General features: G+C 61.0%; 15 protein-coding genes and 8 pseudogenes. 7 read left to right on the top strand and 16 right to left on the bottom strand.

From position 1 onward, the window contains the following. Positions 1-26: 26 nt before the first annotated feature. From KB879_RS36970 to KB879_RS36950, 5 genes are all read right to left on the bottom strand, one after another. Positions 27-2,348: a DUF3141 domain-containing protein gene (locus tag KB879_RS36970; protein ID WP_211982842.1), complete on the bottom strand. Its 2,322-nt coding sequence runs from the start codon at positions 2,346-2,348 to the stop codon at positions 27-29. Between the two features lie 155 nt (positions 2,349-2,503). Beyond that, positions 2,504-3,091: a DUF1344 domain-containing protein gene (locus KB879_RS36965; RefSeq protein WP_013959533.1), complete on the bottom strand. Its 588-nt coding sequence runs from the start codon at positions 3,089-3,091 to the stop codon at positions 2,504-2,506. 61 nt (positions 3,092-3,152) lie between these two features. Beyond that, positions 3,153-3,407: an RNA-binding protein gene (locus tag KB879_RS36960; RefSeq protein ID WP_153955604.1), complete on the bottom strand. Its 255-nt coding sequence runs from the start codon at positions 3,405-3,407 to the stop codon at positions 3,153-3,155. An 82-nt stretch (positions 3,408-3,489) separates the two neighbouring features. After that, complete coding sequence (locus KB879_RS36955) at positions 3,490-4,407, bottom strand: DUF2950 domain-containing protein (protein WP_211982840.1); 918 nt, start codon at positions 4,405-4,407, stop codon at positions 3,490-3,492. A 17-nt stretch (positions 4,408-4,424) separates the two neighbouring features. Continuing rightward, on the bottom strand, positions 4,425-5,801 hold the full coding sequence (locus KB879_RS36950; protein ID WP_211982838.1) for a DUF3300 domain-containing protein: 1,377 nt from the start codon (positions 5,799-5,801) through the stop codon (positions 4,425-4,427). A 1,050-nt stretch (positions 5,802-6,851) separates the two neighbouring features. Between KB879_RS36950 and KB879_RS36945 the strand changes: the two genes are divergently transcribed. Together KB879_RS36945 and KB879_RS36940 are read left to right on the top strand one after the other, a co-directional pair. Further along, positions 6,852-7,280, top strand: a complete 429-nt coding sequence (locus KB879_RS36945; RefSeq protein WP_153955607.1) for a hypothetical protein — start codon at positions 6,852-6,854, stop codon at positions 7,278-7,280. Between the two features lie 1,361 nt (positions 7,281-8,641). Then, a pseudogene (locus KB879_RS36940) lies at positions 8,642-9,597 on the top strand (IS5 family transposase). Positions 9,598-9,711: 114 nt separating this feature from the next. Here KB879_RS36940 and KB879_RS36935 read toward each other — a convergent pair. The 3 genes and pseudogenes from KB879_RS36935 to KB879_RS36925 all read right to left on the bottom strand — a co-directional run. Continuing rightward, a complete protein-coding gene (locus KB879_RS36935) occupies positions 9,712-10,680 on the bottom strand; it encodes a transporter (protein WP_211984514.1) in 969 nt (322 codons plus the stop codon). Between the two features lie 166 nt (positions 10,681-10,846). Next, positions 10,847-11,879: pseudogene (locus KB879_RS36930) on the bottom strand (DUF1254 domain-containing protein). A gap of 74 nt (positions 11,880-11,953) precedes the next feature. After that, positions 11,954-12,913: pseudogene (locus KB879_RS36925) on the bottom strand (DUF1254 domain-containing protein); the annotation flags it as partial. Between the two features lie 222 nt (positions 12,914-13,135). Between KB879_RS36925 and KB879_RS40645 the strand changes: the two are divergent. Both KB879_RS40645 and KB879_RS36915 read left to right on the top strand, forming a co-directional pair. Then, positions 13,136-13,342: pseudogene (locus KB879_RS40645) on the top strand (Tn3 family transposase); the annotation flags it as partial. 208 nt (positions 13,343-13,550) lie between these two features. Further along, a complete protein-coding gene (locus tag KB879_RS36915; protein WP_211982834.1) occupies positions 13,551-14,489 on the top strand; it encodes a GSU2403 family nucleotidyltransferase fold protein in 939 nt (312 codons plus the stop codon). A gap of 867 nt (positions 14,490-15,356) precedes the next feature. Here KB879_RS36915 and KB879_RS36910 read toward each other — a convergent pair. The 3 genes and pseudogenes from KB879_RS36910 to KB879_RS39925 all read right to left on the bottom strand — a co-directional run. Further along, positions 15,357-17,408 carry a S8 family serine peptidase gene (locus KB879_RS36910; RefSeq protein ID WP_153955612.1) on the bottom strand — a complete coding sequence of 684 codons (2,052 nt, stop codon included), beginning with the start codon at positions 17,406-17,408 and terminating at the stop codon, positions 15,357-15,359. Between the two features lie 899 nt (positions 17,409-18,307). Further along, entirely contained in the window at positions 18,308-18,787 is a 480-nt protein-coding gene (locus KB879_RS40640; RefSeq protein ID WP_371827436.1) for a recombinase family protein, read from the bottom strand. Continuing rightward, positions 18,774-19,217 (bottom strand): annotated as a pseudogene (locus KB879_RS39925) (IS5/IS1182 family transposase); the annotation flags it as partial. The gene KB879_RS40640 and the pseudogene KB879_RS39925, both read right to left, overlap by 14 nt. On the opposite strand from KB879_RS39925, the pseudogene KB879_RS40635 reads away from it, so the two are divergent. Together KB879_RS40635 and KB879_RS39920 are read left to right on the top strand one after the other, a co-directional pair. Next, positions 19,180-19,338 (top strand): annotated as a pseudogene (locus tag KB879_RS40635) (universal stress protein); the annotation flags it as partial. The pseudogenes KB879_RS39925 and KB879_RS40635 sit on opposite strands and share 38 nt — an antisense overlap. A 71-nt stretch (positions 19,339-19,409) precedes the next feature. Further along, positions 19,410-19,579: pseudogene (locus KB879_RS39920) on the top strand (carboxymuconolactone decarboxylase family protein); the annotation flags it as partial. A 660-nt stretch (positions 19,580-20,239) separates the two neighbouring features. On the opposite strand, the gene KB879_RS36895 reads toward KB879_RS39920, so the two are convergent. Together KB879_RS36895 and KB879_RS36890 are read right to left on the bottom strand one after the other, a co-directional pair. Then, positions 20,240-21,430, bottom strand: coding sequence for an MFS transporter (locus KB879_RS36895; protein ID WP_211982832.1), 1,191 nt, complete (start codon positions 21,428-21,430; stop codon positions 20,240-20,242). Positions 21,431-21,888: 458 nt separating this feature from the next. Further along, complete coding sequence (locus KB879_RS36890) at positions 21,889-22,668, bottom strand: FTR1 family protein (protein ID WP_211982830.1); 780 nt, start codon at positions 22,666-22,668, stop codon at positions 21,889-21,891. A 957-nt stretch (positions 22,669-23,625) separates the two neighbouring features. Here KB879_RS36890 and KB879_RS36885 point away from each other — a divergent pair. Continuing rightward, positions 23,626-23,832: a DUF3330 domain-containing protein gene (locus KB879_RS36885; protein ID WP_153956249.1), complete on the top strand. Its 207-nt coding sequence runs from the start codon at positions 23,626-23,628 to the stop codon at positions 23,830-23,832. Between the two features lie 364 nt (positions 23,833-24,196). On the opposite strand, the gene KB879_RS36880 is transcribed toward KB879_RS36885, so the two are convergent. The 3 genes and pseudogenes from KB879_RS36880 to KB879_RS36870 all read right to left on the bottom strand — a co-directional run. Further along, positions 24,197-24,517: a type II toxin-antitoxin system RelE/ParE family toxin gene (locus KB879_RS36880; protein ID WP_211982828.1), complete on the bottom strand. Its 321-nt coding sequence runs from the start codon at positions 24,515-24,517 to the stop codon at positions 24,197-24,199. After that, positions 24,514-24,795: a type II toxin-antitoxin system Phd/YefM family antitoxin gene (locus KB879_RS36875; RefSeq protein ID WP_013958564.1), complete on the bottom strand. Its 282-nt coding sequence runs from the start codon at positions 24,793-24,795 to the stop codon at positions 24,514-24,516. The genes KB879_RS36880 and KB879_RS36875 overlap by 4 nt, the downstream gene beginning before the upstream one ends. A 630-nt stretch (positions 24,796-25,425) precedes the next feature. Continuing rightward, positions 25,426-25,691 (bottom strand): annotated as a pseudogene (locus KB879_RS36870) (ISNCY family transposase); the annotation flags it as partial. Positions 25,692-25,865 lie beyond the last annotated feature (174 nt).

Genomic DNA, 25,865 nt, shown 5'->3' with positions numbered 1-25,865 from the left:
CGGCGATGCAGGCGACCCACGGCGCGCTAGGACGCGCGCTTGAGTGGGACGGCCGTGCCGCCCACGCGTCCCGGCTTGGCGCTAAGTAGCGTGCGGATCTGCTCAAGCATTGCCGCCTGCTCGGGCGTGGGCGTGGCGCCAAGCAGGCGCTCATCGGTACGCAGCTTCTCCGCCAACGCCTGCAGCCGCTGCCGGTCGGCCTGATGCCTGAGCAGTACCGGCAGGGTCTGAAGCGCCTGCTCGGGCGCGTACCGCGCGATCAGTTCCTGCTGACCGCGGATCCTGCGCCAGGCGTCGGGCGCCAGCTCCGGCAGCAGATCCGCATAGTCCGTCACCAGTTCCTTGCGCAACTCTAGCCTGGACAGCGGCAGTGGTTCGCCCTTTCGGCTCAGCAGGCAGGCGAGCCGGGCGATGGCCTCGGCGTATCCGCCACGCCCAACTGCGGCCAGCGCCGTCTTGACTTCCGGCAGGTCCTGCGGGGCGGTAGCGGCCGATGTGCCCGCGCGGGCGGGAGGCTCGCTCCCTGACAGGAACGGGAACAGGTTGGCGTACACGTTGAAGAATGTGTACTCAGTCATGGCATCGCGCACGGCCCGGTAGGCGTCCAATCCCGCGCTAAGCATTTCCGCCCCCGCCTGTTCCTGCTGCCGCAGCGGATGGTCCGGTTCCAGCGCTTGCCGGTTGGCTTTGATCGCCTCGGCGGCGGGCTTCAACCATGCCATCCACGGATTCAGGTCCGAGAACAACCAGTTCTGCATGCGCAGCGGATGGAATTCGCGTAGCACCCGCGCTGTCATCTCATTGGACACCGCCTGGACGTAAGGCTGCGCAAAAAGCTCGTAGGCGCGCTGCGTGAAGTCCGACAGGTTGGCGACCGTCTCGAACGGCTTCTCGTCGACGCGATCAAAGCGGTTAAGCCTGCTGGCGATCTCCTCGAGCGAGTGCTCCTCAAACTCGACCTCATAGTCCACGCCAGCGCTGCCCTTGCGCTCATGGATGACCATGCCGTAGAGCCCCGGCGGCAGCAATTCGATGCTTTTGAGCACCGAGACGATCTGCGCGTGCTCCTTCTTCGCGACCGTGCCGGAGACGAAGATGCCGAGATGGCCGACGCTGCGGTGCAACATGCCGACGATCACCTGGCCGCGAGCCTTGATCTCCTCGGTACTGCCATAGATATCCACCACCCAATTGAATGCCTGCTGTGGCGGGGTAATATTGTCGCCCATCGAGGCAAACAGCACGATAGGCGAGCGGATCTCGCGTAGATCGAACGCCTTGCCACCGGCGTTCTTGACGTCACCGTCCCAGAGCTTGTTGCCGACGAACAGGTTGCGCGTGATCCATTCGATCTCCTCGCGGTTCATCAGGTAGTAGCCGCCCCACCAGCGCTCGAATTCCAGAAAGCGCGGCGGTTCGGTATCGGCCTTCTTGTACAGGTTGTAGTACTTGTCCCAGAGACTGTTGGCCGGATTCAGGTTCTCGAAATTCTGCACCAGCCAAGCGCCATCGAACTTGCCGTTGCCGAGGTCCGCCGTGTACGAGGCCAACCAGGTCCCACCCAGCAGTCCGCCGGAATAGCGCATCGGGTTGTCGCCTTCGCCCTCGCTCCAGGCACCACTCCAGTACGACATCGGTGCGCCATTGATCACGATCGGCCCGGCGTCGTCCGGGTCCGAGGCCCCAAGCATCATCGCGGCCCACCCCCCCTGGCAATTGCCGACGATCGCTGGTTTGGCGCTGTGCGGATGCAGCGCGCGCACTTTTCTGATGAACTGTTGCTCGGCCTCGCACACGTCCAGCAGGGTCTGCCCCGGCTCGGGGTCGCGGAAGAAGATGACGAAATACACCGGATGGCCGGCACGCATCGCCACGCCCACCTGCGAGTCGTCCTTGAAACCGCCGATGCCGGGGCCATGGCCAGCGCGGGGATCGATGATGACATAAGGGCGGCGGCTATCGTCGATCGTCACGCCATCGGGCGGTGTAATTTTCAACAGGGCATAGTTGACGGGCCGTTGGAACTGGCGCCCGTCCAAAACGGTCTCGTAGCCAAAATGCAGGACCGGCTTGAGCCCCTGCATGGCATTTTCGACAAAGTTGTTGCCCCGTTGCCTAAGCGTGTCCCAGAACAGAATGGCACGCTGCATGCCGTCGATGGCATATGCATAGCCGCTCATCGGATCCATGCCGGCCATCGGCGTGGGCGGGCCGGCGCTCGGATCCCCAACGGCCTGCTGGACGCGTCCACGATAGGCCTCCTGCGCAATCTTCAGGCGCCTTTGCAGCACCATGCCGGTCTTCAGGCCAACTTCACGCGCGTGAACCAGTTGCTTTGCTGCATCCATGTCGATCTCCGCTGGAAATTCTGTGACAGAAGAGCTAAGGGGGCCGGGGGCGGTTCGCCGTGGCGAAATACCGAATTGGCTGCGCCCCCGACTGCGGACGCCAGGATGGGAGCCCGCATGGTCGACGGGCTTGGCTCGTCCTGGCTCCGGTGCTGCTACTTGCCCGCGGCCGGCTGCACCGACACCGCAACGGCCTCGGTATAGACTGCTTCGACCCGATCGCCCTTCTTGATGCCCTTAAGACGGTCTGGATCCCCCACCACGAGGTCCACCGTGCGCCCTTTCGGCCCCTTCAGGGTCACGGTCTTGGCGCTGGTATTGACCGCTACAACGTCCGCCGTGACGGTCACTTCCCGGCCGACTGTGCCACCTGGCTTTGCTCCCGGCGCAGCACGGTCCGAGGTCTCGCGCTCGTGCATTGCGAGCGGCCCCTTATCCTTCTTGAGGCTCATGGTCAGGGCTTCTTTGTACTCTATCGTGACGGTATCGCCGACCTTGAGCTGTTCGAAATTCCTCGCCTCCGGTCCCACGACTAGGTCCGTGGTCTTGCCGTCGGCGGATTTGAGCGAAACCGTTCGCGTCGGCGCATCGATCTTGACGATCTTGGCGGTGAGCTTTGCCGTGCCGGTCGCTGTCGCCTGTCCGGGTGACTGCGTGATATCCACGCGGGTTTCGGTTTGCCCCCACGCAGAAGCGCTAGCCGCTACCAACACCGCAGCGGCCAGCAATGACATGCGTTTCATGGTGTATCCCCTGATCAGACTTGCGTTGCACTCATTCAGAGTGTCCTATGCGCCCCTCGCTTCAGTTGAAGCGCTCTCTCATTACGAGGGCCGTGATCTTGTGACTTTTCCAAAACATATCGTGAATACGCCCCCGTAGCTTGTCCAGGGTGTCATTGTCGAGGGTATCGAAGGTCAGCCGCACGGCAGGCCTGGTGCCGTCGCCTTCCATGTGTTCGATGCTGGTGTATTCCGGGAATCCGTACTTCACCAGGAAGGCGCCGATTTCCTCATCAGTGGTTTTGGCGTCGAGGTTTCCAAGCAAGAGAATAGACATGACTCACCTTCGGTTTAGGCCAAATATCGGAAAATGCCGTCGACATCATCGCTCGACGGCAGGCAGGCAAGCAGCGTGCGTGTCACGGCGTCACCTCGGTCCAGCCCGGCCCCGGGTCGAATGACCGGATCGCCACGGCCTTGGCTGCGCTATCCGGTCCAAGATCACGCTCAAAGACTCGCCCATCGTGGCTGACCATGAAGCTCTTGATGCCGGTGTCGCCGTAGCGAACCGGCCACGCGATCACCGCAAATCCACCGAAGAGCTTGCCATTCACGAGATAGTCATACTTGCCACCCGGAGCATGGCTTCCCTGCGAGGTAAGCAGCTTGTAGCGATAACCGTAGTAGCCTCCCTGGCCCCTGCTACGCATGCCGGCCTCAAGGAACGCTGGTCCCAGCGGGCTTTGCGCCTCGCCGGGCTTGGTTGGCCAGTACAGGCCGTCGTGCTTGCCGGGCGAGCTGACGAGCTTCGCCGCGTACACCGACATACCCTGCGTCTTCTGGGTCATCTGCGCGTACTCATTCTGCGCATCGCAAACGGCCAGCAAGGTCTGCATCACCGCCAGCTCGTTGCTGCCGATGCGGCGCAACTGCATTTCGGCAACGCCGGCGCGGGTATCGAAATGCCATCCCTTGGCCGTTTTCACCAGTGGAATCGGCAAGGTCCAGCCGTCATTGCCGGCCGCAATCCGAGCGCGGTTGCCCCCTTCGGGGCGAATGGCATGCGATTGGCTCCAGGCCTCAAGGAAGCGGTAGCGAATCTCTGCGCCAACCGGAGGGATCAGTTCGTGATAATTGGCACCAAGCAGGGACTTCATCGCATCGTCGTCGCTGGTGGCAACCGCCTCGCCAAATGCGTTCATAGCAGCCTCGGGCGAGCTGAAGTTTTTCTGCGCATGAGCTGGGGCGATCCCCAAGGTCAATAGCGCCAGCACCATGGCGATGGCGCTGCCCCAGGCGCAAGACCGGGACCGAGGAAGTCGTTGTATCGAGTCCATGATCGCATCCCCCAAGATTAGCGCCTACCGCCGCCACGCCCACCACCACCGCCTCCGCCACGGCCGCCGCCTCCGCCTGCGAATCCGCCGCCGCCGTGACCACCGCCGCCTCCTCTGGCCGCACCGCTTTGGCGGTGTCCAGAAGACTGCATGCTGGATCGGCCCCGGTCAAAGTCACGTTGGGCCGCGGCGCCACCCCCGCCTACGCCCTGGAACGCGTTCTCCCGACCGCCGCCCGCGCCGCCGCCACGCCCGCTCCCGGCACGATTCGACACGCCGCCGCGGTCTCCGGCACCACTGCGGTCGCCGCGCCCTCCGCGATCGGCCACAGACGCCCGGTCCGCCCCCCCACGCCCTCCGCGATCGGCCGCAGACCTCCGATCCGCCCCCCCACGCCCTCCGCGATCGGCCGCAGACGCCCGGTCCGAGCTGCCCCGACCGCCATCGCGACCACGGTAATCATTGCGCCTGTCGGAACCGGCCGAACTCCTGCCACCAAACTTCTCACGCGAAGCGTTATCCCGGTACGCCACGCCTTTCCGATGCGAGGCATCGTGCTGCCATCGTCCACCCCCCTGCACCTTGGTGCGGTCAAAGTTCCGGTCGATATTGGCAGCCTTGTTGACGTTGATGTTCACGTCGCCGCCACCCCAGTTGCAGTTGCCGAAGATGGCCCCGGCAGCGGCCAGGCCGACGCCCCATGCAAAGCCAGTGGCCAGCGCTGCGCCCGGATAGTAGGCAGGATATGGTGGCCAGTAGTAAGGTGGATAGGCGGGAGAGCTCCAGGCGCCGTAGACAACGGTCGGATTGTAGGCCGGCACGTAAATGACCTCCGGGTTCGCGGGCTCAATCCGCACAACAGTCTGGCTGGGCTGCCCCTGGACTGGAGCCGGAGGCGACTCCACGATCACGTTCTGTTGCTCGTTCGACTTGAGGTTCCCCGATTGCTGCGCTCGCGACCGCAGCCGCTGCACCGCCGCCAGCACATCCTTCTCCTGGGCGAGGAAGGCATCGCCCAGCTTTTGCGTCCAGTCGAGCTTGTCGTTCATCGGCTCAAGCGCCTGGGGAAACGCCACTAGCGACTTCACGCTGACATCCCAGGGCTGGCTCTCGACCGCCTTCAGGGCGGCATCGCCTTTCACTTTCGGATTGGCCTTGACCCAGCGTGCAGCCTGCACGATCTCGAGCGGATACGTGGAGGCCATCAGGACCTGGGACAGCACCGAATCGGGGTAGAGCGCGATGGGCGCGACCAGTGCCTCGAGTTCTTCAGGCTTGAAGGGAGCCGGCTGGTCCGACGCAGCTTGCGCATACGCGTTAAAGGCGATCAGCGTCAGACTGGCGAACAGCCATGCTCCGACATGACGGAACATATGTATAAGCCAACGGTTCATCCCCCATCCTCCCAGCGGCCGTTTGCCGGTTACCCCCGCGGACCTGCAGACCCCATTGGCACAATCGTTCATGAACACGGCAATTACCGGCTAACGAACCGGTGAACGCTGGCGCCTGGATGAAGTAAGCCTGATAAGTTGGTGGCTGATGCTTCCCAGGCGGATCCCGGTACCAGGGCTCGACAAGTTCCTGTTTCCTACGAAGCCTGGACCACAGTTCCAAAGGGAAGCCGGCCGCAAACATTGTGTACCGTACGCACTTTGCGCCCAATCTAGCCGCAACCGTCACGCAAGCTGACATGAAATTTTTCAGAAGGAGAAATAAGAAAAATATGCGTGATCCATCGTCGACTGGGGTTGCCCCGTTTCATCGGACACCCATTACGCGGTAGGAATGCCCATTACTGAGCACCCCCCGCGCAGATCCCGACATGCCCAATTCGGGCACCGGGCTCCTACCTCGGGTGTTTGACGGCGAAACCCTGATCGGGCCATGGATGGCGGATTCGCGGTTGCGGGAGCCAAGCATCTGCGAGCCGGTTCATTCGCTCCCATGTCATTGCGTCCTTTTGGCTGCGTCGCCGGAGCGTGCGCCGCCAAATGTCAGTGACGTGATAGCGGAATGCGCCAAGCACTCGCGAGTTTGTGGGTACAGCGTGATATGTGAAGTAGTCCGCATGGCCGGACCGCGCTTCCGCCCGCCTCGCCCCGGTGGCCGCGGCGATGACCTGGGCACCTGGCTTGGGGGTCACGGCAGTAGCCGGCCGGTACAAGCCGTAGGTCAGTACGCCGTTCTCCGCCACTTCGAACCGAGAGGCGGGCGACATGAGTCGGCGCATAAGGTAGCCCAAAGCGAACTAGCGGACGCGGTGACCATGGGTCGCGCAGAGCTGCGAGGCGCGCTGCGGTACTATGAAGCGTTGCCCTTGGGTAAAGGCTAAGGGCCAAATGTTCGCAGCTGGATTGCGTCACATTGAGTCGTTTAACCGCGGTCGCCGAATATCTCCGAGCCCGAACAACTCGCACGCGACAACCTATGGGAGTAGAGCCATGGTCGCAGTCAAACACGAGGATCTTTCTATGGCCTTCGACTTCGTTAGCTACGCGGCGCCGATGGAGCACAACGCGTATGTCTCGCTCGATACTGGCAGAGTCTATTGGACCTCTGAGTCCAATGACGCGTTCGACGAGGATATTCCTGATGACCTTGAAACTTCCGACCGATACCTTGCGATACCACATAAGAACGATCTCGATCTTGGAAGAACTCTCGCCTTACGCTTTGTCGCACAAGAGCTGCCTGCGTGTTACGACCAGGTCGAAGGATTTTTCCAACGGCAAGGGGCTTACTCGCGCTTCAAGGATTTGCTGCGGCGCGAGGGCGTTCTCGAGGTCTGGTATACGTTTGAAGCCGATTCTGTCGAAAGAGCGCTGAGACAATGGTGTGCCGAGAACGGTCTTGAGATTCTTGAAGCGTGACGGGCCGGTTAATCAGGCCAAAAAACGTTTGGCCGCACAGGTTCTCCTTCGGTAATTCAGGCGCCGCCGTGCCAAAGCAATCACCTACCTAGCGCATAGTCCAGTCCGATCGGAACACTCCGGTCGCAAATCGTCGACTATCGGCCAGTTGCGACCATTCGGCAGACGACCTACCAATGGCCGCCTGTGACGAAAAGCGTCTTTCATGATATCTTGAGGTGGCCTGGAGCGGTGATCGTGAATTTCACAGACAGTTGCCGCCGGATTCAGCCACTCACGTTTCCAGCGAGGCGAAAAGACATCGAGGGGATTCAGAGCGAGGCACTCGAAGCAGAATGAAAGGCCGCGTCGGTCGGACACCCACGCTGCTGGTGTTTGGATCGCCACTAGTCTGTCGACGTTAACGTGAGTCAGAGCTGCGAGACGGGCAAGCACCAGTTCATCAACCAGTGGAAACAGCAGCCATCCACAGCGGGGCAAGTAGGGGAATGCCCCAGGCTGCTCCGATCCATTGACCGGCTTCTGGCGGTCGACGTCTATGCGCCGCTACTGTGCGAAGAATCGCCGCCACGGTGCTGGGAGTTGCACCATGACCCAGCCGAACCCATCTCCTTATACATACATGGACGCCCCCCGAGATTGCCATGGCTTCAAGATCGATGGCTCGAAGGTGGAGATTGCAGCCATACATCCGGCCTCATATGCGGGAGTTGGCCGCCGGCCGCCATGCCGAAGTCTTCCCTGTCGCCCACTGCGTCAGCGACGGCAAATGGGTCACTTTCTACAAGGACGGGGAAGAAATCTGGGCGTGCAATGCCGTGTATGCCGCTGCGCATTTCGACTCTTCTAACGAGTCGAACGCTTGCGCGTCGACGGCCGACTGAGGTGCCGGCGGCGCTCGCACCCTGCCCTTCTCTCCCAATCAAACATACCACCCCAAAATTTCGGTGAACGGGCGTTATGTTAGAAATTCAGCGGTAATGCGCCCTTCTGTTCCTTCTTTCCCGTCCCCATTTCTGATGAGTCTTCACCCGCGGCCCACCGCTACAACCTTCCACTTCGCCATTACTCTTTTGCGCTGAGGGAACGGGCGTCTAGATAGCGCTCTGCACCCGCCCCCCATCTGAGTGGTGTCGATTGAAGATAAAGCGGGATGCGTTGGTCTATAACGTTACCCTCCGAAACTGGCAAGGCCAACTCGACACATTCGAGGAAAACGTATCAATTATGTCAATTGCTTTGATGGGCGTTGTTGCATAAATCCGGGGTGGGTTGGGCTGGCGTTTACGCGCAACGGCTGGAAAGCTGCCTCTGTTAACTTCTGACGAAGCGGCGTAGTGTCTTGGATTTTTTCCGGGACGATGCGCAAGGACAACCGACAGCAAACCGAGCCCAAGAGGGTCTACCGCGTCAAGAACTGGGCGCAGTACAAGGGGCTGATAGCCCGAGGAGACGTGACGATGTGGTCGAAGAGAGCTTGCTCGTGCCACCGGCTAAAGCCCAGTCGCCCAAACCTGGCCACCCGTTTGTCTATACGGATGCGCTGATTCAGGGTCTGCTCGGTCTCAAGCAGGTGTTCCACCTGCCGCTGCGCGCGCTGCAAGGCTTCGCGCAGAGCTTGCGCACCCTGGCCTTCCCAACGTTGCCAGTGCCGAACTACACGACATTGAGCCGCCGCGCGCAGAATCTGAACGTCGTGCTGCCCGCCTCGCGTACCGGCGAGGCGCTGCATCTGGTGATCGACAGCACTGGGCTGAAGCTTTACGGCGAAGGCGAGGGGAAGGTTCGCAAGCACGGTTGGTCCAAGCGCCGGACTTGACGCAAGGTCCATCTCGCCATGGACGCGAACACCGGCCAAATCTGTGCTGCACTGATGACCCACCAGGACGTTGGCGATGGCGAAGTGTTGGCCGACCTGCTCCACCAGATCCCGGCTGATACACCGATCGATACCATCGGAGGCGACGGCGCTTCCGACAGCAAGCCGTGCCACGCGGAGATTGCCGCGCGAGGTGCACAGCCCTCGACCCCACCACGCTATGGCGCGAAGCCTTGGTCCGAAAGTACGCCGGGCGCAGCCTGGCGTAACGAGGCCATCGATGTCATCGAGAAGAGCAGTCGAGGCGAATGGAAAGCCGCCAGCGGCTATCACCGGCGCTCGCTGGCCGAGACCCTGATGTACCGCCTCAAGACGCTGACGGGACACAGTCTGTGGGCACGCGAAATCGGGTCGCAGGCCGCCGAAGTGGCCATCCGTGCGGGCGTGCTCAACCGCATGGTCGCGCTCGCTCGCCCGCAATCCGTCCGTATCGCCTGAGTTCAGCCTCACCGAGGAGCCCCTGTTTTTAATCTCGATTTATGCAACAACGTCGATCAAAGGGAAAGCGTGGATTCGAAGCCTGTTGGGTTCGCCGAATGTCGCACGTGAAAGTCAGAATACGATCGTTGCTGTAGCCAATACGGTGGCAGTGCTGTCCAGCCGGTTCTTGCTGGTGACCGTTGGTACCCAGCGCACGCTGAAAGAAAGCGGCGCCTTGCCGCCAAGCTTGGTGTCGTACGTGACAATCGGCCCGATCGTGAAGTCGTGGCTGCGGAAGCCATTGAGGCGGTCGGCCGTGGGCCCGGTGTCGTTGCCCAGTTGCTGAACCGTGCCCATGACGATCCCTGCCCCCCAGGCGCCAAACTTCTTCAGCCCCATGACGTCAAGCGTGAACAGCGGCGCATTCTGGTAATCAGTGGCGCTGTTGCGCGTGTAGAACTGGAACGCCGCCACGGCGTTAAACTCCAGCCCGTATTGCGGCATCGAGTGCGTGAATGCGACCTGCGGCACGAAAGTCCAGGTGTTCAGGCTCGGATTGGCCAGGGCGTTCTTGTCGTATTGCCCAGTGGGGGCCCAGACATTGAAGCTCAAGGCCATGTGGCTGGTCTGCGAGAAGTGGAAGCCGGCGATGATCGGGCTGAAATAGATATCGTAAAGATTCGACGCCCGATCCGAGGTGCCACGCGAGAAACTGGCACCGCCGGCAGTGACGCCCGCGTTGGCGTGCACCGAAGTCCAGACATAGGGCAGCGTGAAGCTCGAGGCAAAATTCCAGGCGCCGGGGCCCGTATCCCACACCTTCATGAGTGTAGCCAGCGTAAACGCGATCTTCGCGTCAATGCCCAACGTGGTACGGCCACCGATCGGCACCTGGCGACCGCCGCTGATCGATCCGTCCATATAGAGCTGCTGGAGATTGGCAATCCATACCGGCTGGTCCGGGATTACGGCGACATTGGAAAACACGCTGGTGCCCGCCACTGGTCGGCCCAAAGCGCCCTCTGTGGCATTTCCGGCCAGCGGCGCCATCAGGCCGCCTGCGGCAACGACGGCCAGGATGGTGGTACTTGCTCGCCTCATGGTGTGTCTCCTTGTAAAGGGAGGCGCCACGCTTACAGTCGGTGCGAACGCCGCATTGTGAGGAATCACCAATCTCTCCCTCCCGAAACAGCACCGAGGCGTTCCTCAGATCTGGAATGCCCCCTTCGTCCCGGAATCTTCCACTGCAACAATTGACACGCTCTGCTTAATTGACAGGCTGAGCCTGCGGAAAACTCCATGCGCCACGGAGAATCTCCGCGTGCGGCCGATACAGGCGCACGGTGTAGTTCCACCCGGGCACGATCGGCAGGCAGTTGGACACCTGTCCGTTACACCCGCCGAACTGGATTGGAATCGACCCGTCACCGTTCTTCTTCGCTGTGATGTTGTTGACGATGTAGGCATTGGCCGGGTTCTTCTGGAAGTAACCTTCGGCGTTGTAAACGCTGACCGACCAGAATCCATCCACGGGCACATCTTTGACGTTCGCCCGGTACACGGTCTTGCCATCGTTCTTTTCCGGTGTGATGTTCAGGTAGATGGCGTCCTTGTCCGGGTTGCCGCCCCAGCCAGCCGCCGTGCCCATTAGATGGCGCACAAGATCGACCTCGCCCTTCTTGCCGAACGACTTCTTGAAGTCCGGTGTCGTCGCCGACAGCGTCAGCAGCGCGTCGCGCACCTTCTTCTGGCTGGCCTGGTCCCAGTTGGGCAACTCCAGCTTGCCCGTCGCCTTCTGGCTGACCTTGATGGCGTCTTGCAGCGCATGGACCCGCTTCAGGTCATCCGGATCGTTCGGATCCACCAGCGTGCGGATGGCCGCCACCACGTAGCGCGTACCGACGTTCTCGCGCGTCAGCGTATGCGTGCCGGCACCGTAGAACACATTGGGCATGTAGTGGTCCTCGCTGATGACCTGCAGCGACATGAAGCGCTTGCCCGGATCCGGCAGCAATTGTCACGGGGCCGGCATTGAGATCGAACACGCCGGAGGAATACAGCGTGTCACGGTTCAGGCGGATCACGGTCTGCTCATCGATCGAAGCGGGCTCGCGCCGGTGCTGCAGCTTGCCCACGCCGCCCTGCTTTGCCACCCCGGCGATATACATGTCGGACTCCGCCCGCACGAAGTTGTCTACCGTGACCGGCACGGGTCCACCTGCCGCCTGGGCAGCGGAGGCCTGGCCATGGATAGTGCCGACGCCAGCGAGTGCGAAGCCCATCAAGGCGTTGGCAATCATTGCATTTTTCATAGTTCCTCTCTCGTATCGGATTTTCAAAGTCACGCTGGCGCCCTGCTGCCTGTGCCGGATTCTTACTCGGCCGCCACCATGGGCGGCTGGCGCCATTGGCCAGACAGCATCTCCTGTTTCGGCAGGTACACGCGCAAGATGGCATAGAATTGCCCGTCAGGCGCCGGCAGCCAGTTGCTCGCCTTATCCTTGCCGGGGCTGTCCTTCTGCACATACAGGGTCAGCCCGCCATCGCGATCGCGTTTGAGCTGGCCGAGCATCGAAGAGTTGATCAGATAACGGTTCAGAGGGTTAGCCACCAGCAGTTTGCTCTTGCCGTCGTACATCGTCAGCGACCAGAACGCATTGGCCGGCGGCAGCTTGTCCTTGTCGAAATGCAGCGTATAACGCGTGGCGGCAGCATTTAGCGGATTGCCTGCGGCGTCCAGAAAGTAGCCGGGATAAATCGCCTCTTCCGCCGAGTTACCGAATATCCCCAGTGCCGCCGCTGCATAGCGGTACATGTAGTTGTTCTTCAGGTGCTCGCGTGTGCCAAACAAGTCACCGCTGGTGAGCTTCCTTGTGTCCAGTTGCGTCTTCTTGAATTCCACGAAATGGGACTTGCCATCAGCCATGCCGGCTGCCAGGGTCTTCTGTATCTCCGGCGATAGCGAGCGCTCGTCGAACGGCAAGCCGCGGCCCACGCCGATCTTTGCGAATCGCGCCATCACAGCTTGCTCGCTCGGCATCGTCGGCGCGAACTGCAGCATGAAGTTCAGGTAGCGGAAGAAGGCCAGCGAATCCGTCGCGTCCGCAGCAGGCTTCGGCCAGCCGATGGGGGCGGCTGCCGCCGGTGCCGGCTTGCCGAGGAACGCACTCAGTGTCCTCACCTTGTAGCCCTTCTGGATGGCACGCACCCGGCGCAGATCCTTGGCATTGAAGAGTTGCGTGCGATATATAGCGTAGGCAATGCTGGACTCGCTACGGATCACGGCTTTCACGCTGGCCGGCTTCTCACTGTTCCAGTCAGGCCAGATAACCATGCTTCTGGGCCTTCCCGCCCAATCTGCATTGTCGCGGGCTTGCCGTCAGTGGTATGGCGTTGCCCCTTCGACATTGCGCAAGCAGAAACGCGCCCCAGTTTGATGGGTGATTCGCTGCGCAGGTCGGCTATCGCAGGATGGGGGCATGCAAGGATAGCCGACTCATGATTTCTACGGCCATGTGTGCAGGATGGCAGTAGAGTGAGTCGATAGAACATGCCTTTGGTCATCCTCTACGACGTCCAGTGGATGTCGCGCGAACTCAAGGAACTGCAGGAACATGGACATCCCGTCTATGCCGACGCGCTCAAGGCCCTGTCGCCTCACCGGCGGGAGCGCATCAACCGGCTCGGGGACTACCTGCTGGACCTGCCCAGGCGTGCGCCGCCGCTCGACCCAACGATCGATTTTCTATTCAGAGATGTGGCGGATTTTCTGCTTTTCCCCGGCCAACCCTCTATCAGAGTGCGTCGGCCGACTAGATTGTGCAGACACCATCTGCGAGGTTTCCTCGCCAGCTGTAGCCGACGCGCTTCGTCGAGTGGTTTCGGCCCGCCAGAGACGCTCGGGGCCGGTATGGCCCACATATACGAGTTTCAGTATAAAATTGGCATGTTGCTGTTTTATACTGAAACTCATGGATCCGTGGATCGAGTTGGATGAGGATGCGCTGCGACAGTATATCGACGCCAAGGCGGTGTTCGAAGCGTGGGAATCAGCGCGTGCCAAGGCCGCAGAGGTTCGCGGCGGGATGCTCTGGCGAACCACGAAAGGCCGGGAGTACCTGATTCGGACCGGCGTGGACAACAAGCAGAAGAGCCTCGGGGTGCGTTCGGAAACGACCGAGGACATGTACTCGCGGTTCAACGCGCGCAAGGAAGCCGCCGAGGCCCGGCTCAAGACGCTCGCAGACGAGCTCGACCGGCACCGGCGGCTGAACCGAGCGATCCGCGTTGGCCGGGCTCCGGACATCCTCGTGGCCATCCTTCAGGTGATGACACGGCTCAATATCGCCGAGCATTTCATCGTCATCGGGACGCACGCACTCTATGCGTATGAAGCCGCGGCCGGGGTTCGCCTGCAGGAACGCGCCCTCGCAACTCGCGACGTCGATCTTCTTTGGGATACGCGCAAACGCCTTCAGTTTGCTTCCCGAATGAAGAACCTGGATCTCTCCATGCTGGACGTTCTACGCAAGGTAGATAGCACGTTCGAGATTCGGGATGATCAACTTTTCACGGCAGTGAACGCAAAGGGCTTCGAGGTGGACATCCAGCGTCGCGAGGCCGCCGATCTTGACCCTCATCCGCTCCAGCTGACCGACGACGAAGACGACCTCTGGGCAGTCCAGGCGCGACGCGCAAATGTTCTGTTGGGGGCGCCTTCATTCTCTGCGCCCATCGTTTCCGTGACCGGAAGGATGGCGCGGATGACGACAATCAGTCCAGCCGCGTTCGTCGACTTCAAGCGCTGGATGGCGTCGACCGCAGATCGCGATCCTCTCAAGATTTCTCGCGACAAACTGCAGGCATCGATCGTGGAAGCGCTGGCCAACCGCTTCCGGCTTGGTGTTTAGCGAGCCGCGCGTGGCCTGATGGGTTTGAACGGGCTGCACCGGCCACCGCGATTCTCATGGAGAGTGATCTACGGCTGCAGCCATCCGGATTGGTGCCCGTTTATGGCGACGCGGTCGCCCGCCGGCGTGCATGACGCGCTGGTCATCTTCGAGCCGGGGGCATGCCTACCCCTGCCCGCGTTGCCCGTATCCGGTCACCAAGCTGGTCAATGCTTCGGATTGTCGCGCGTGATGGCGGGGTTGGATCAGGAAGCGGCCTCGGCATAGATGTGGAATAACTTTCACGAAAGTAAAATTATACAGAGATGACACCTCATGTCGATGGCCCCTCCCTTTGAAAGCCGTCATTGCTTGTTGTGGGTGTTCTTATTTCACTGCGAAACAACGTACCTGTGGTGTCAAAGATCATCATTCGTGCGACCCGCGCTCATCATTCATGCGACTGTCACTGCCGAGGGGCATCCATCATGCGTCCGTGGTGCGCAACAACGTGCCGGTGGGGCGTTGCAGCACCGGGTGGATTGGAGCCTGCTCCTGCAAGCCGACTCCGGGAGGCCTTCGCCCGACATAGCATGTCCTGGTTGGCCATTGTCCGCGTGCCCGAGCAATGGCACTGCGGCTCGCTTTGCATGATGCTCTCAGCTTGCCCGCCTGCTGTCCGCGCGTTAATGGCGAGGTGCTCGCTGCAAAGGCAAAGCGAGTGAATAAATAGGGGAACAAAATCTTCTTCCGAAAACAGAAATCAAGCACCATGCGGGTTTCACGACTTAATCCATTAGACGCCAGCGCAGGCCGGCTGCTCGCAGCCGGCCTTTTTTCGCTGACGGCCCCGTACCCGGTTCGCGCTGCGAGCGCGAACCAAAGGCATCACGGTTTTGTCGCCGTAACGCTTGTCACGTCGTTGCTACTGGCCTGATAGGTAAGCGTGCCGGTGATATTGGTCACGGTAAAGGTTACGCTGTTCTTTCGCTTGGCGATCGTTCCGCTCGTGACCATGCACTGTCCGTCGGCACCCGTGGTGCAGGCCGAACTCCCGCTGTAGCCGCCGCTCCAGGTTCCGCTCACGGTTGCGTTTGGCACCAGGTTGTGACTGGCATCGTGCACCGTGACCGTGACGGTGGTGGTCCATCCCGTCTTGTTTGCGGTGCTGCTGGCGCTCAGGCCGCCCACATGCGCGACAGGCAGGCTCGCGATGCCGGTTCGAGGGCCGGTCGACAGGTCCAGGGCGAAGCTGCCGCCCTTGCCCAGGTTCACGCTGTCCTCGGACGGGGACACCTGGATGGTGTACGTCCCGGCCACGGTGGGCAGTGCGTGCATTGTTTCCTGACGGCCGATTCCACCGCATTCGACTCCGGCCATGCACAGGCTCTCGGACAGCACGACGCCATTGGGGTCCAGCAGCCTGGCGTCGAGATCGGGCTCCCACTGCGCAGCGAGGCAGCTGCCCAACAGCGGCAGGATGCATTTCGCCTGGCCGTTGATGGTGACCGTGGCACCGATGGGAACACCGAGGTCGGCCTGGGCGATGGAGAACGTATAGCTCCACAGACCATGACTCGCCACGCTGGCGGTGACCCTGCGATACGTCGGAAAGACGGTCGGCTGGTAGCTGCCCCCCTTGGCGCTGGCCACCAGCGCGTAGCCGTCGAGGAGCCCGGCGCCGATATCATTGTCCTTGCCGGCCGGGCCACGGTCCTGCGCCGTGGCTTCGAGCTTCTGCCGCAGGTCCGCTGGCGACAGGAGCGGATTCGCCTGTAGAGCCAGGGCGACGGTGCCGGAGACGAACGGCGTGGCCATGGAGGTGCCACTGTAGGTGACATAGGCGCTGACCGTGCCGGCCTTTGCAGCCGTGATGGTCAGTCCGGGTGCGCAGATGTCCGGCTTGACACGGTTGTCCAGCGTCGGTCCCCTGCTCGAAAACGGCGTCACGTAGATGCCGTCCGAATGGTTGGGCGCGCCGGCGGGAGCGGACCACTCCGCGCATGCCGCCACGGTGATGGCTTGCGCCGCGGCCCCGGGCGAGCCGACCGTGCCTGGCTCGTCGCCCGAATTGCCGGCCGCCACCACCACGACGGCACCGCTGCTCACCGCTGCATCGGCGGCCTGGCTCAGGGCGTCCTGTCCGTCTGACGGCGCGCCGGAGCCCAGGCTCATGGAAATGATCCTCACGCCCTGGGACATGCACCAGTCGATGCCGGCGATGACCTGGCTCTCGAGTCCAGAGCCGGACTGGTCGAGCACCTTGGCCGCGTAGATTGCTGCGCCGGGCGCCACGCCCTTGTAGGTGGCGGCGCCCGAGCTGCCCGTGCCGTCGCCAAAGGCGATCGACGCGACGTGGGTGCCGTGGCCGTGGTCGTCATATGCGCTACCCCGTCCATTGATGGCATCAAAGAACGGGATCGGTCGCGCATCCAGCTGCTCGTGGTTCGGATCGACGCCCGTGTCGACGATGCAACCCTTGATGCCGGCGCCGTCCACCCCGAAGCTGGCGCGTGCCGCGTCGGTGCCGAAGTCGGCGCGGGCGGCGTTGAGCTTGGTCGAAACGGTGAAGTCCTCCTCGATCCGCCGCACGCCAGGCTGCTGCGCCAGCGCCCTCACCTGGGCGGTCGTCATGGTGGCGGAGAAACCGCGGATGATCCTGAATTCGCTATGCAGAGTGAAAGCACCGACCGCCTGCCGCGCCGTGGCCGCAGTGCCCGGACCGCTGAACGTGACGACGACCCGGACGAGGTCACCGGGTCGTGCCGCCGCGATCTGCGCCTGCAGGTCATCGGAGATCCGGTCGTCGTCACGGTCGACGAGGCGGACCGAACGCGCTGCCTCCGTGCCGGGTGCCGACCGGTTTGAGTCGGGTAGCGGCGCGGCCGGAATGGACAAGGCGACAGCCGCCAGACAACCCAGTACAGCGCAATGGCGCATTTGGGGTTCTCCCCTTCTTGTTTGAGGCAATTCGGGCAGCGTGGATGCCGACGGCGAAAGTCAACATCCCCACCCAGCGTTTACAACGCGAAACTCGTTGCGGCTTGCGGAAGGGTCGCGCCGATATTTCAACCCGATATTCCAGTCACCGGCCACGCCTCACCACCTGACCTTGCCCCGGGGCTTATTAAGAAGTTATCCCATGTTCTCGAAGTCTAGGTTGCGAAGTGGCAAATTTCAGGCGGACTGTGTGCGAAATGGCACTTTTTCCTTCGATCCGGCGTGTGTCAAAGTAGTTGTCGCGTCCGCCGCTATGCTGCTTTCCGGTACGTGGGCTCCGCGGTTCGCTCCGGGTTCAGGTAGACCACCACCTGCGCCAAGTCCCAATCCCGGATTCCCGCCGACCAACGCTGTGGATGGCGCGCACGTGCCGCCTGGTACAACGCCGTACGTTGCGCCAGCAGGCGCGGCGCTTGTCCGCGGTGTCGCTGGATCGGCGTGACGTACTTCAGGCCGCTGTGGCGGTGCTCTTCGTTGTATCAGCACACGAACCGATGCACCCAGTCGCGCGCTTGCTGCAGGGATCGAACGGCCGATCAGGCCACAGCGGACAGTACTTGGCCGTACGGAACAGCGCTTCGGCGTAGGCGTTGTCATTGCTCACGCGTGGGTGGCTGTATGAGGGCTCCACGCCCAAGTACTCCATAGCCGCTCGCATCGTCGCTCCCTTCATGACGCTGCCATTGTCCGAGTGCAACACCAGCGGCCGGCCAGCGGTCTGCTCACGCAGGCAACCCAGCGCCAGCAGTTGGCTGGCATGCTCGACCGATCGGCCTCGTCGTACCGGACTTCGATTTCTCTTCGAATCTCGAGCGCTAACTCGACCGCGGCGGGCGTCATCATGGCGGTGACCAATCCACCGACCGCTTCGTCGATGGGTCCGCCCGCAATCGACTGGCAGCACGGTTCACCACGCGTTCCTTGCGCGCGATCGCAGACACACCACGCCTCCTGTCGCTCGCGCCGCGTTGGATACCGGAGACGGAAGTTTCTACCGCAAAGCCCGCAGACCGCGCGCCCCTGCAACAGGGCCGCGCGCTCTCCCGGCGGTGACGCTCGCGCTTTCGAAGCACATGCTTCCCGTCAGCGGTTCGCCGATAGTGCCGTCGGCCGTAGACGTAGGTGCCCGCATAGCGCGGATTGTTCAGCGTGCGGAGGGCGGTCGACGCAGTGAGCGGCTGGAAAGTGATCAGTTTCTCGTTGCGTATGCGGGGTGGAAACCGAAGGCCTTCATTCCGGAATACTTTCACTGTCCGGCTCGCAGAGCCTACCCGTGAGAACGTCTCGAAGAAATAGGCAATTACGTACCTGCCTGGCATCGTTGAGCATGACCTTCGCGGCCTCGCGTTCGGCGTGTCCGTCCGCGTTGGTCACCATGGCGCTCACCACCAGGCCATGGCGGTTGTCGCTCAGAGTATGACCCATATAGCGCAGCTCGCTGGCGGTCTTGCCCTTGCGGTACAGCTTGGCATCGCGATCGGTCTTGGACGCGTGCGTCTCGCTGCTGCGTTTGCGACCCCTGAAGTCGCCGCTATCGTCATCGCTGCCATCCTTGCGCACGAAGCTCTTGTGGCCTGCCCACGCCTGAATCAGATTGCCGTCCACGCTGAAGTGCTCGCCAGACAGCCAGTCCCTATTCTGCGCGATTGCCAGCACCTCGTTGAAGAACTCGATCACGGCATCGTGCTTGATCAGCCGTTCGCGGTTCTTGGTGAAGACCGTAGGCACCCAAACTCTGTCGTCCATCGCAGCCCGACGATTTGAGGCAGAGGACGTACGGTGCGCCTGCCGGCTGCTCAAGCGGCCAGTCTCCCCAAGCCGGATCTCGGATACGATCGTCGACGAAGCCTGCAGCTGGAGCGCAGATCTCATCGTGATGGGCACGCACGGCCGGCGCGGCCATCGCAGGCCCCAGGATAAAGGAGGTTTCATGAGTGGGATGCGTGCCGCTGCGATGACTGCATTGGCTTTCACATCCAGGCTCTGGTCAAACTGGGGACCACGCGTGCCGAATCGGAGGGAGTGCTCAGAACGGCCGTGTATATGGGGGCGGACCATCGATGATGTACGCCACGCACGCGCTCGCGGCCTTTGAGGAGTTTTCGTCCTGAAGCAAATGTCGACCACATCCGTCGACCGACGAACATAGACACTGTGGCAGTTGAGAACTTCGGCGATACTGTCTGACCTATGGCGGCCGCCGCAATCTAAGTTCTTGGGGAACGTTGGCGGTGCCACCATGGCGTTGCTATCGCCAGAAAGCGACATGCGTCGCCTGATGGCCCCGCCCAAACTGAGATGGGACTCGCAGTGAAGAAGCACGCCTCTGCCCTTGTACTGGCTGTTATCGCAGGTATGCCGCGCACAACCTGCTGATAACAAACGCCAGGCGGAAGTGGCCAGGCGCGGTACTCAGCGCGTCGTAGCAAGGGATGCATCGGATGCCGCGCAGGTTCGGTTGGTACGAGAACACCTACAGCTCATCCAGAAGCAGTTCAAGGCAGGCGATTTCTCAGGCCCTTCGCACGTACACGGCGATGAGATGCAGGGCATTGCCCAACTCAAGGCAGCGAAGCCAGGCCAAATCTCCATTACATACATGGACATCGCAAGGGGCGGCGAGCTATCTTTTCGTACGACTGAGCCCAGCCTTGTGTCTGCCCTTCATGCTTGGTTCGATGCGCAACTCTCCGACCACGGCGCAGACGCGATAAAAGGCCACGCGCACCATCATAGCGGCCATTCCCACGACTGACGGGGCCAGAATACCTTCACCGTCGCTGGGCGAATTGCGCGGCGAAAATCAGGCAGATAGTCACACTACTGAACACTGCTCCACCATAGAACGTAAAGGCGGCTCCGAACCTGTCCCACAACCAACCAGCGAGCGTGCTAGCTACCAGGAGTGCCAGGCCACTTGCAAGGTTGAAGACCCCAAACGCCGTACCCCTGAGGTCTGCCGGCGCAGCATTCGCCACCATAGTCGCCAGAAGCCCCTGTGTCATTCCCATATGCAGGCCCCAGAGCATAACTCCGCAGAGCGCGACCGACCAGTGCGTGCCAATCGCAAGTACGACATCGGCTGCAATCAGCACAACCAGCCCCCACGCCAGAAGCTTCACATGGCTGTATTCATCTGCCAGTTTCCCAAATGGATAGGCCGAGACGGCATACACCACGTTCATCGCGACCAGGACCAGCGGAGTCAAAAAAAGGCGAAGGCCCGCTTGCTGAGCCCGCAACACCAAGAATGCTTCGCTGAACCGTGCCAACGTGAATACCGCACCGACGGCAACCACACTCCAGTAGGCAAAACTCAACCGCGCGAGATTCTTCCGTCGCATGGGGTTCACCCGCTTTGCGGATTCGTGCAACTCTGGCTCTTGCACCCCGAACATGAGCAACACGACCGACAGAATACCCGGGAAGACCGCAACCCAAAAGACGGCCCGGAAATCGTCCGCCCAGAGGTACATCAGGCCAATTGCAATCAGGGGCCCCAAGAACGCGCCTACTGTATCCAGTGACTGCCGAAGTCCAAAGGCGGCACCACGAAGATGACGTGGTGCAATATCGGCAACCAGCGCATCACGCGGTGCACCACGAATGCCTTTGCCAATGCGGTCGGCAACGCGCGCTCCAAATACAGTGCCGACGCCGGTGGCCGTTGCAAAGAACGGTTTCGACAATGCTGCCAGCGCATAGCCAACTACGGCCAGGCCCTTACGCTTCCCCAAATAATCACTCAGGATGCCGGAAAAGACTTTCACAATCAGGGCGGTTGCCTCCGCCACACCTTCTATCAATCCGACCGCCAGTGCGCTGGCTCCCAGCGTGGTGACCATGAAGACGGGCAGCAGGCTATGGATGATTTCCGAAGACACATCCATCAACAGACTCACGAAGCCCAGCATCCAAATGCTGGTGGGAAGCTTGCGCAGCGCACTGGTGAGAGCAGCCATTGCCTCGGTTTCTGTTCATTGTTGATGCCCGTTGACGCTCGGCATCAGTTCTTCATTAGGCCTTCGGTGGGCGCTCAATACCCAGGCAGCCGTCCAGGCCCTAGAGCAAGTGGCTTCCAGACCAATATCACATCGACGGTCCATTGCCCCATCCCGATGGCGACCGAAGTCCTTCACCTCTGAAATAGTAGATGCCGTAAGCGCTCGACACCAACGCAGCTGCGGGCCGGCGGCAAAAAATGACCGCGTCAATCGACTGCGGCATTGCTTGTGCGACAGGAGAGCTACGAAGTCAGCTGACGCCACACAGGAGCTTCCGAGAGACGGCTGCGGCCCGTGAGCTTCGTCTGCCAGATTGCGACGTGGCCGGCATCTGCAAAGTGCGTGGCGAGCAATATATTCAGCACGGCGACTGGCTCTGGACAGGTGATTCTCCCCGTTGGAGGCGTAATGCAGCCTCAAGCCCTTTCGGCGGGTGCTGATTTTTTCCGACCGGTCAACCTTGCGAAGACGAGAAATGCGAGGGGAGCCAGTACGAGGCCATAGCTGAGCCAGATGCCGTACACACCCTCTGGTCCGAAAGGCTCGGTCACTTCATGCCAATATTCGTTGTCAACTAACGGTAGCGCACCAGCTTCCGAAAACTCGTGAACTGCGTAAATGGCCAACTGAATGCAAAACAGCACCATGAAGATGGCCGTAACCTGGAAGAACAGCGACAAATTGACCCTCCGCCCGTACTTGGTCCATGTCCATGCCAGTGCGCCGGCGCAAGTCACGCCGAGCGCGCCGCCCAAGGCCAGGTGACCAGTTGCCGCACCGGCGGAAAGGGAGGCAATCATGGTCGCGGCCTCGATGCCTTCGCGCCCGACCATCAGCAGCATGAAGGCAAACACGGCCAGCCACGGCCCAACCGTCTTCTCATCGGGGACACTGGAGAGCCGGTTGCGAATCTCGCCGGCTATCGCCTTGCCATGCTTGAGCATGTGCCAGGTGCAGGAGACCACCAGGATACCGGCCAGCAGGGCCAGCCACGCTTCGGCGACGGGACTCATCCCACCCATGCGGAACAGCACTAGACCGAGCACCGCAGAGAGTAGTAAGGCGGCGAAAATGCCCGCCTTCGCCGCACTGACCAAATGCTGGCGCCCTGCCTTATGAAGGAACGCGAGCGTAATGGCGGCAATGAGAAATGCCTCCACGCCCTCACGAAACGTCACCATGAGCATTGAGAACATCACATCCCCGCACGTCAAATTATGCAAATACGAATGATAACTATTCTAGGACGCGTTTGCGAAATATGTCGAAAGGCGTGTGCGACATTGGGTAACAGATGGAATTGCCTGCAAGGCGTTGATGGAAGACGAAGCCCAAAGCCTCCCCCCGCCGCAATAGCCAAAGTGACCGCACACATAACGGGGCGACACGGGATTCAGCGCTCGGGAACGCTTACCGTCCGCCGATTCTCAGCACAAGCGTCGCGGGGCCCTCCTTGCCGCGCGCCAGTTCAGATTGCGCCATTATCTTCTCCTTGCTGGCCACCATGGTCGGTAGGAAAAGTTCAGGAAATTATGCAAACCATTGCTACTCAACTCGCGCGATCCCGCCCGAACACGGCGGTGTCGGCCGTCTAGATGGCGCTTCGCCTACTCTGCCGGTGTGAGCACCAAGTCATGGCGATTAATTGCATTGTCGCTGGATCCTAGAGCCTCGGACGCGGCCTGCGAATGCCCCGACTCATGAGTAATTGCGTTTTGACTGGCATTCAGGAGGCCTCAGCTTCGCTCCCCCTTCTGTATGCCTCTGTCCATCCTGACCTGGAAGCGGTGGCCCATCGCTTCGGCGATCGCCGGGAGCGCCGCAATCACGATGGCGCGCCGTTGAGCTGATGCCCGCCATGCTTGGAGACGACCAAGGCATCAGTGCCCAAGTCGGCCCCAAGGCGTGCGCCATCGAGGACGTCTTTCGGGGTCAGCTTGCTGCCCCAGAGCGGCCCCTCCCTCGATAGTTCGCACTGACCTTGCCTTGATCCATATCAACCACAGCGCTCGGCAAGAGACGATGCTTGAGATGGAACACACATGCTCCCATGTTCTCGCCCAACTACGATCCGTTGACCGGCCATCTGGCGGTCGACGTCTTTGCGCCGCTACTGTGCGAAGAATCGCCGCCGCGGTGCCGGGAGTTGCACCATGACCCAGCCTGACCCACCCATAAAACTCGTCCCTTGCGAAGTCTGCATGAAGGAAGTACCGAAGTCCGAGGCGATCGTCCCCGAGGCATGCGACTACGTCGCCTACTTCTGTGGTTTGGAATGCTATGCGCAGTGGCGCCGTCAGTTACGAGAGACAGTCGCGCAGGGGGAGACTGCACCGCCTCCCGTCGATCCGCCGGCGTGAGAAGGCTCAAGGCGACTTCCGGACGCTGACGTGAGCCCCATACTAAACCATGCGGCATAGTGGTGCCGGTTTGGGGATGCTGGCCCGATGAAGTCGGCGGCACCTGGGGATCGAAACGCACGCATCCCACCTATTCCCACGCGAACTCTTTTCCCCTGGGCATTGGAACCATAGATACATGCCAGCACTGCAATTCACACGAGGATCCCGCGAGCCCAGATCCGTGAAGGTACCCCCGCCAGATCGAAGACCTATGACCTCGACCGCGAATCGCTGCGCGAGCAACGTAATCTGTGTGAGTTAGGTGTTGCGGAAGCAAGCGTAGGCTCCCACGGAGGACAGGAAAATGAGACCTTCTTAGTTCCTACGTTCTTAGGAGCCGTTTTGCGAGTATTGCTTTAAGGTCTCGCCGGGTGTCGCTTATGATGTGTATGTAAATGGTGTCGTTTGCAATCTGGTAGATGATTCTGTTCATGCCGCTGATGACTTGATAGTATTTCGTTGGTTGGAAATCTATCAACTCGGGTGGGTTGCTGCCCTTCAGTGGGAAATCTTCTACCTGCTTGATTGATTGTTGAATCTTGTTTCTGGTCTCAAGCCAAGTCTTGTTGCCAAATTTATTAATGATGTACCGTCGCAAGTCTTGCAAGTCGGACTTGGCAGGCCCGAGAATTACAGACTTCATTCGATCCCTTCCTCCCTGTCCATCCGCTCCAGTTCGGCAAACACTTCGTCCGTCGGGGTGAAGTTGCCCGTCTCGATGTCATTCTGACCCATCGCCAGAATCTTCAGAAGGGCAACCGTCTGTTGCATGTCCTCATAGGATTGGGCATCCTGCACGACTACCTTTGCCTCGCCGTTCTGTGTGATCAGCATGGGCTCGCCGCTCTCGGTGATGTCCCGGACAATTTCTGCTGCGTGGCTTTTCAGGTAGCTTATGGGCTTGACCTGACTCGGTTTCATATCCCGCTCCTTAGGCGTGAGACTTCCGGTCCAAATATAGACCCGAATTCAGTCTGCGTCCAGCGCAAGGAATTTCCTGTGCTATGCAGTGGCGCATAGGGCAGGCACTCGATGCATGTCCTCGGTGAGGAGCCGACTCTACCAGTGGGCGCCAGACCTAGCTCAGACAGTCGCGTAAAGTTTTCCGCCTCGTATAGGGCAGGCGCCAATAGTCCACTCCTTAGACGCTCGACGTTACCTAAACTGCATTGCCGCCCGGCTTGGGCGAGGAAGGAGTGCGTTTTTAATCACGCACAGATATGCGGACGTTCTTCGACCAGTACAGTCATCCCGAGAACAGACATGACGCATGTCCATGTCGATGATCTGCCGGCTGTAACGCAGCGTTGAATGACCGCTGTACTTCAGGAGTTGACGCCGGAGCCGTACTGGGGCGAACGACGGCAGCGGGTCGCAAGGCGTCATCTCGGGCGTGGGCAGTATTGGAGGGCACTCCGCTGAATCGTCGTTCGATGCGAGGAGAGGGTGGTGTCGCATCGCCTGTTCCAGGTCGAGCCGATTTACCAACCGCTTCCGCTTGATGTTCAGGGGCACCTTGGCGGGCCGCGGCGGCTCGCCGTGCAGCGTCCGGGGGGGGGCCGCGAAACGTCGGTTGTCGCGCAACGCCTGCACCTCGGCCGCAATGGCCAGTGTCCGGCCCAGCCGCTTGTTGTCGACCATCGCGCCTTGGTCCACCTCGGCAAAGCGGTCGTAGGTGGTGTAGGGGAGGGAGGCGAGGCGCCAGTCACTCACAATTCGACATGGCCATCGGGATACTCAGCCACCTCGATGTCTTCCAGCAGGTACAGCACCTTGGCATACCCCAATGTGAGGCTCTGTGACACCTTGCGCCACTCCAGCTACTTGAGATCCGTGCCAGATCATCGAACGCGGGCCAGCCAAACAGTAAAGTGCTTGAATGTCGAGGTTTTGCTCAAATGTCGTACGGCCGGCCATTTTCAGATGTCGGCGCGGTCGTGCAGTTTGTGGCGAAGCTGCGTCTTTGCCGGGGGCCGGCAGGGCGGTGGCTG

The sequence above is a fragment of the Cupriavidus sp. KK10 genome (assembly GCF_018223725.1).
In the GTDB taxonomy this organism is placed as follows: domain Bacteria; phylum Pseudomonadota; class Gammaproteobacteria; order Burkholderiales; family Burkholderiaceae; genus Cupriavidus; species Cupriavidus necator.
The sequence above is the reverse complement of the archived record's forward strand: the minus strand, read 5'-3'. Positions and strand labels throughout refer to the sequence as shown.

What these genes read in the sequence shown, in the direction of transcription:
- KB879_RS36955 (WP_211982840.1), bottom strand. Translation starts at nt 4,407, where the DNA reads ATGGACTCGATACAACGACTTCCTCGGTCCCGGTCTTGCGCCTGGGGC.
- KB879_RS36935 (WP_211984514.1), bottom strand. Translation starts at nt 10,680, where the DNA reads ATGAGGCGAGCAAGTACCACCATCCTGGCCGTCGTTGCCGCAGGCGGC.
- KB879_RS36915 (WP_211982834.1), top strand. Translation starts at nt 13,551, where the DNA reads ATGGATCCGTGGATCGAGTTGGATGAGGATGCGCTGCGACAGTATATC.
- KB879_RS36970 (WP_211982842.1), bottom strand. Translation starts at nt 2,348, where the DNA reads ATGGATGCAGCAAAGCAACTGGTTCACGCGCGTGAAGTTGGCCTGAAG.
- KB879_RS36895 (WP_211982832.1), bottom strand. Translation starts at nt 21,430, where the DNA reads ATGGCTGCTCTCACCAGTGCGCTGCGCAAGCTTCCCACCAGCATTTGG.
- KB879_RS36890 (WP_211982830.1), bottom strand. Translation starts at nt 22,668, where the DNA reads ATGTTCTCAATGCTCATGGTGACGTTTCGTGAGGGCGTGGAGGCATTT.
- KB879_RS36875 (WP_013958564.1), bottom strand. Translation starts at nt 24,795, where the DNA reads ATGAAACCGAGTCAGGTCAAGCCCATAAGCTACCTGAAAAGCCACGCA.
- KB879_RS36880 (WP_211982828.1), bottom strand. Translation starts at nt 24,517, where the DNA reads ATGAAGTCTGTAATTCTCGGGCCTGCCAAGTCCGACTTGCAAGACTTG.
- KB879_RS40640 (WP_371827436.1), bottom strand. Translation starts at nt 18,787, where the DNA reads ATGCCAGGCAGGTACGTAATTGCCTATTTCTTCGAGACGTTCTCACGG.
- KB879_RS36945 (WP_153955607.1), top strand. Translation starts at nt 6,852, where the DNA reads ATGGTCGCAGTCAAACACGAGGATCTTTCTATGGCCTTCGACTTCGTT.
- KB879_RS36965 (WP_013959533.1), bottom strand. Translation starts at nt 3,091, where the DNA reads ATGAAACGCATGTCATTGCTGGCCGCTGCGGTGTTGGTAGCGGCTAGC.
- KB879_RS36950 (WP_211982838.1), bottom strand. Translation starts at nt 5,801, where the DNA reads ATGAACCGTTGGCTTATACATATGTTCCGTCATGTCGGAGCATGGCTG.
- KB879_RS36910 (WP_153955612.1), bottom strand. Translation starts at nt 17,408, where the DNA reads ATGCGCCATTGCGCTGTACTGGGTTGTCTGGCGGCTGTCGCCTTGTCC.
- KB879_RS36960 (WP_153955604.1), bottom strand. Translation starts at nt 3,407, where the DNA reads ATGTCTATTCTCTTGCTTGGAAACCTCGACGCCAAAACCACTGATGAG.
- KB879_RS36885 (WP_153956249.1), top strand. Translation starts at nt 23,626, where the DNA reads ATGACCCAGCCTGACCCACCCATAAAACTCGTCCCTTGCGAAGTCTGC.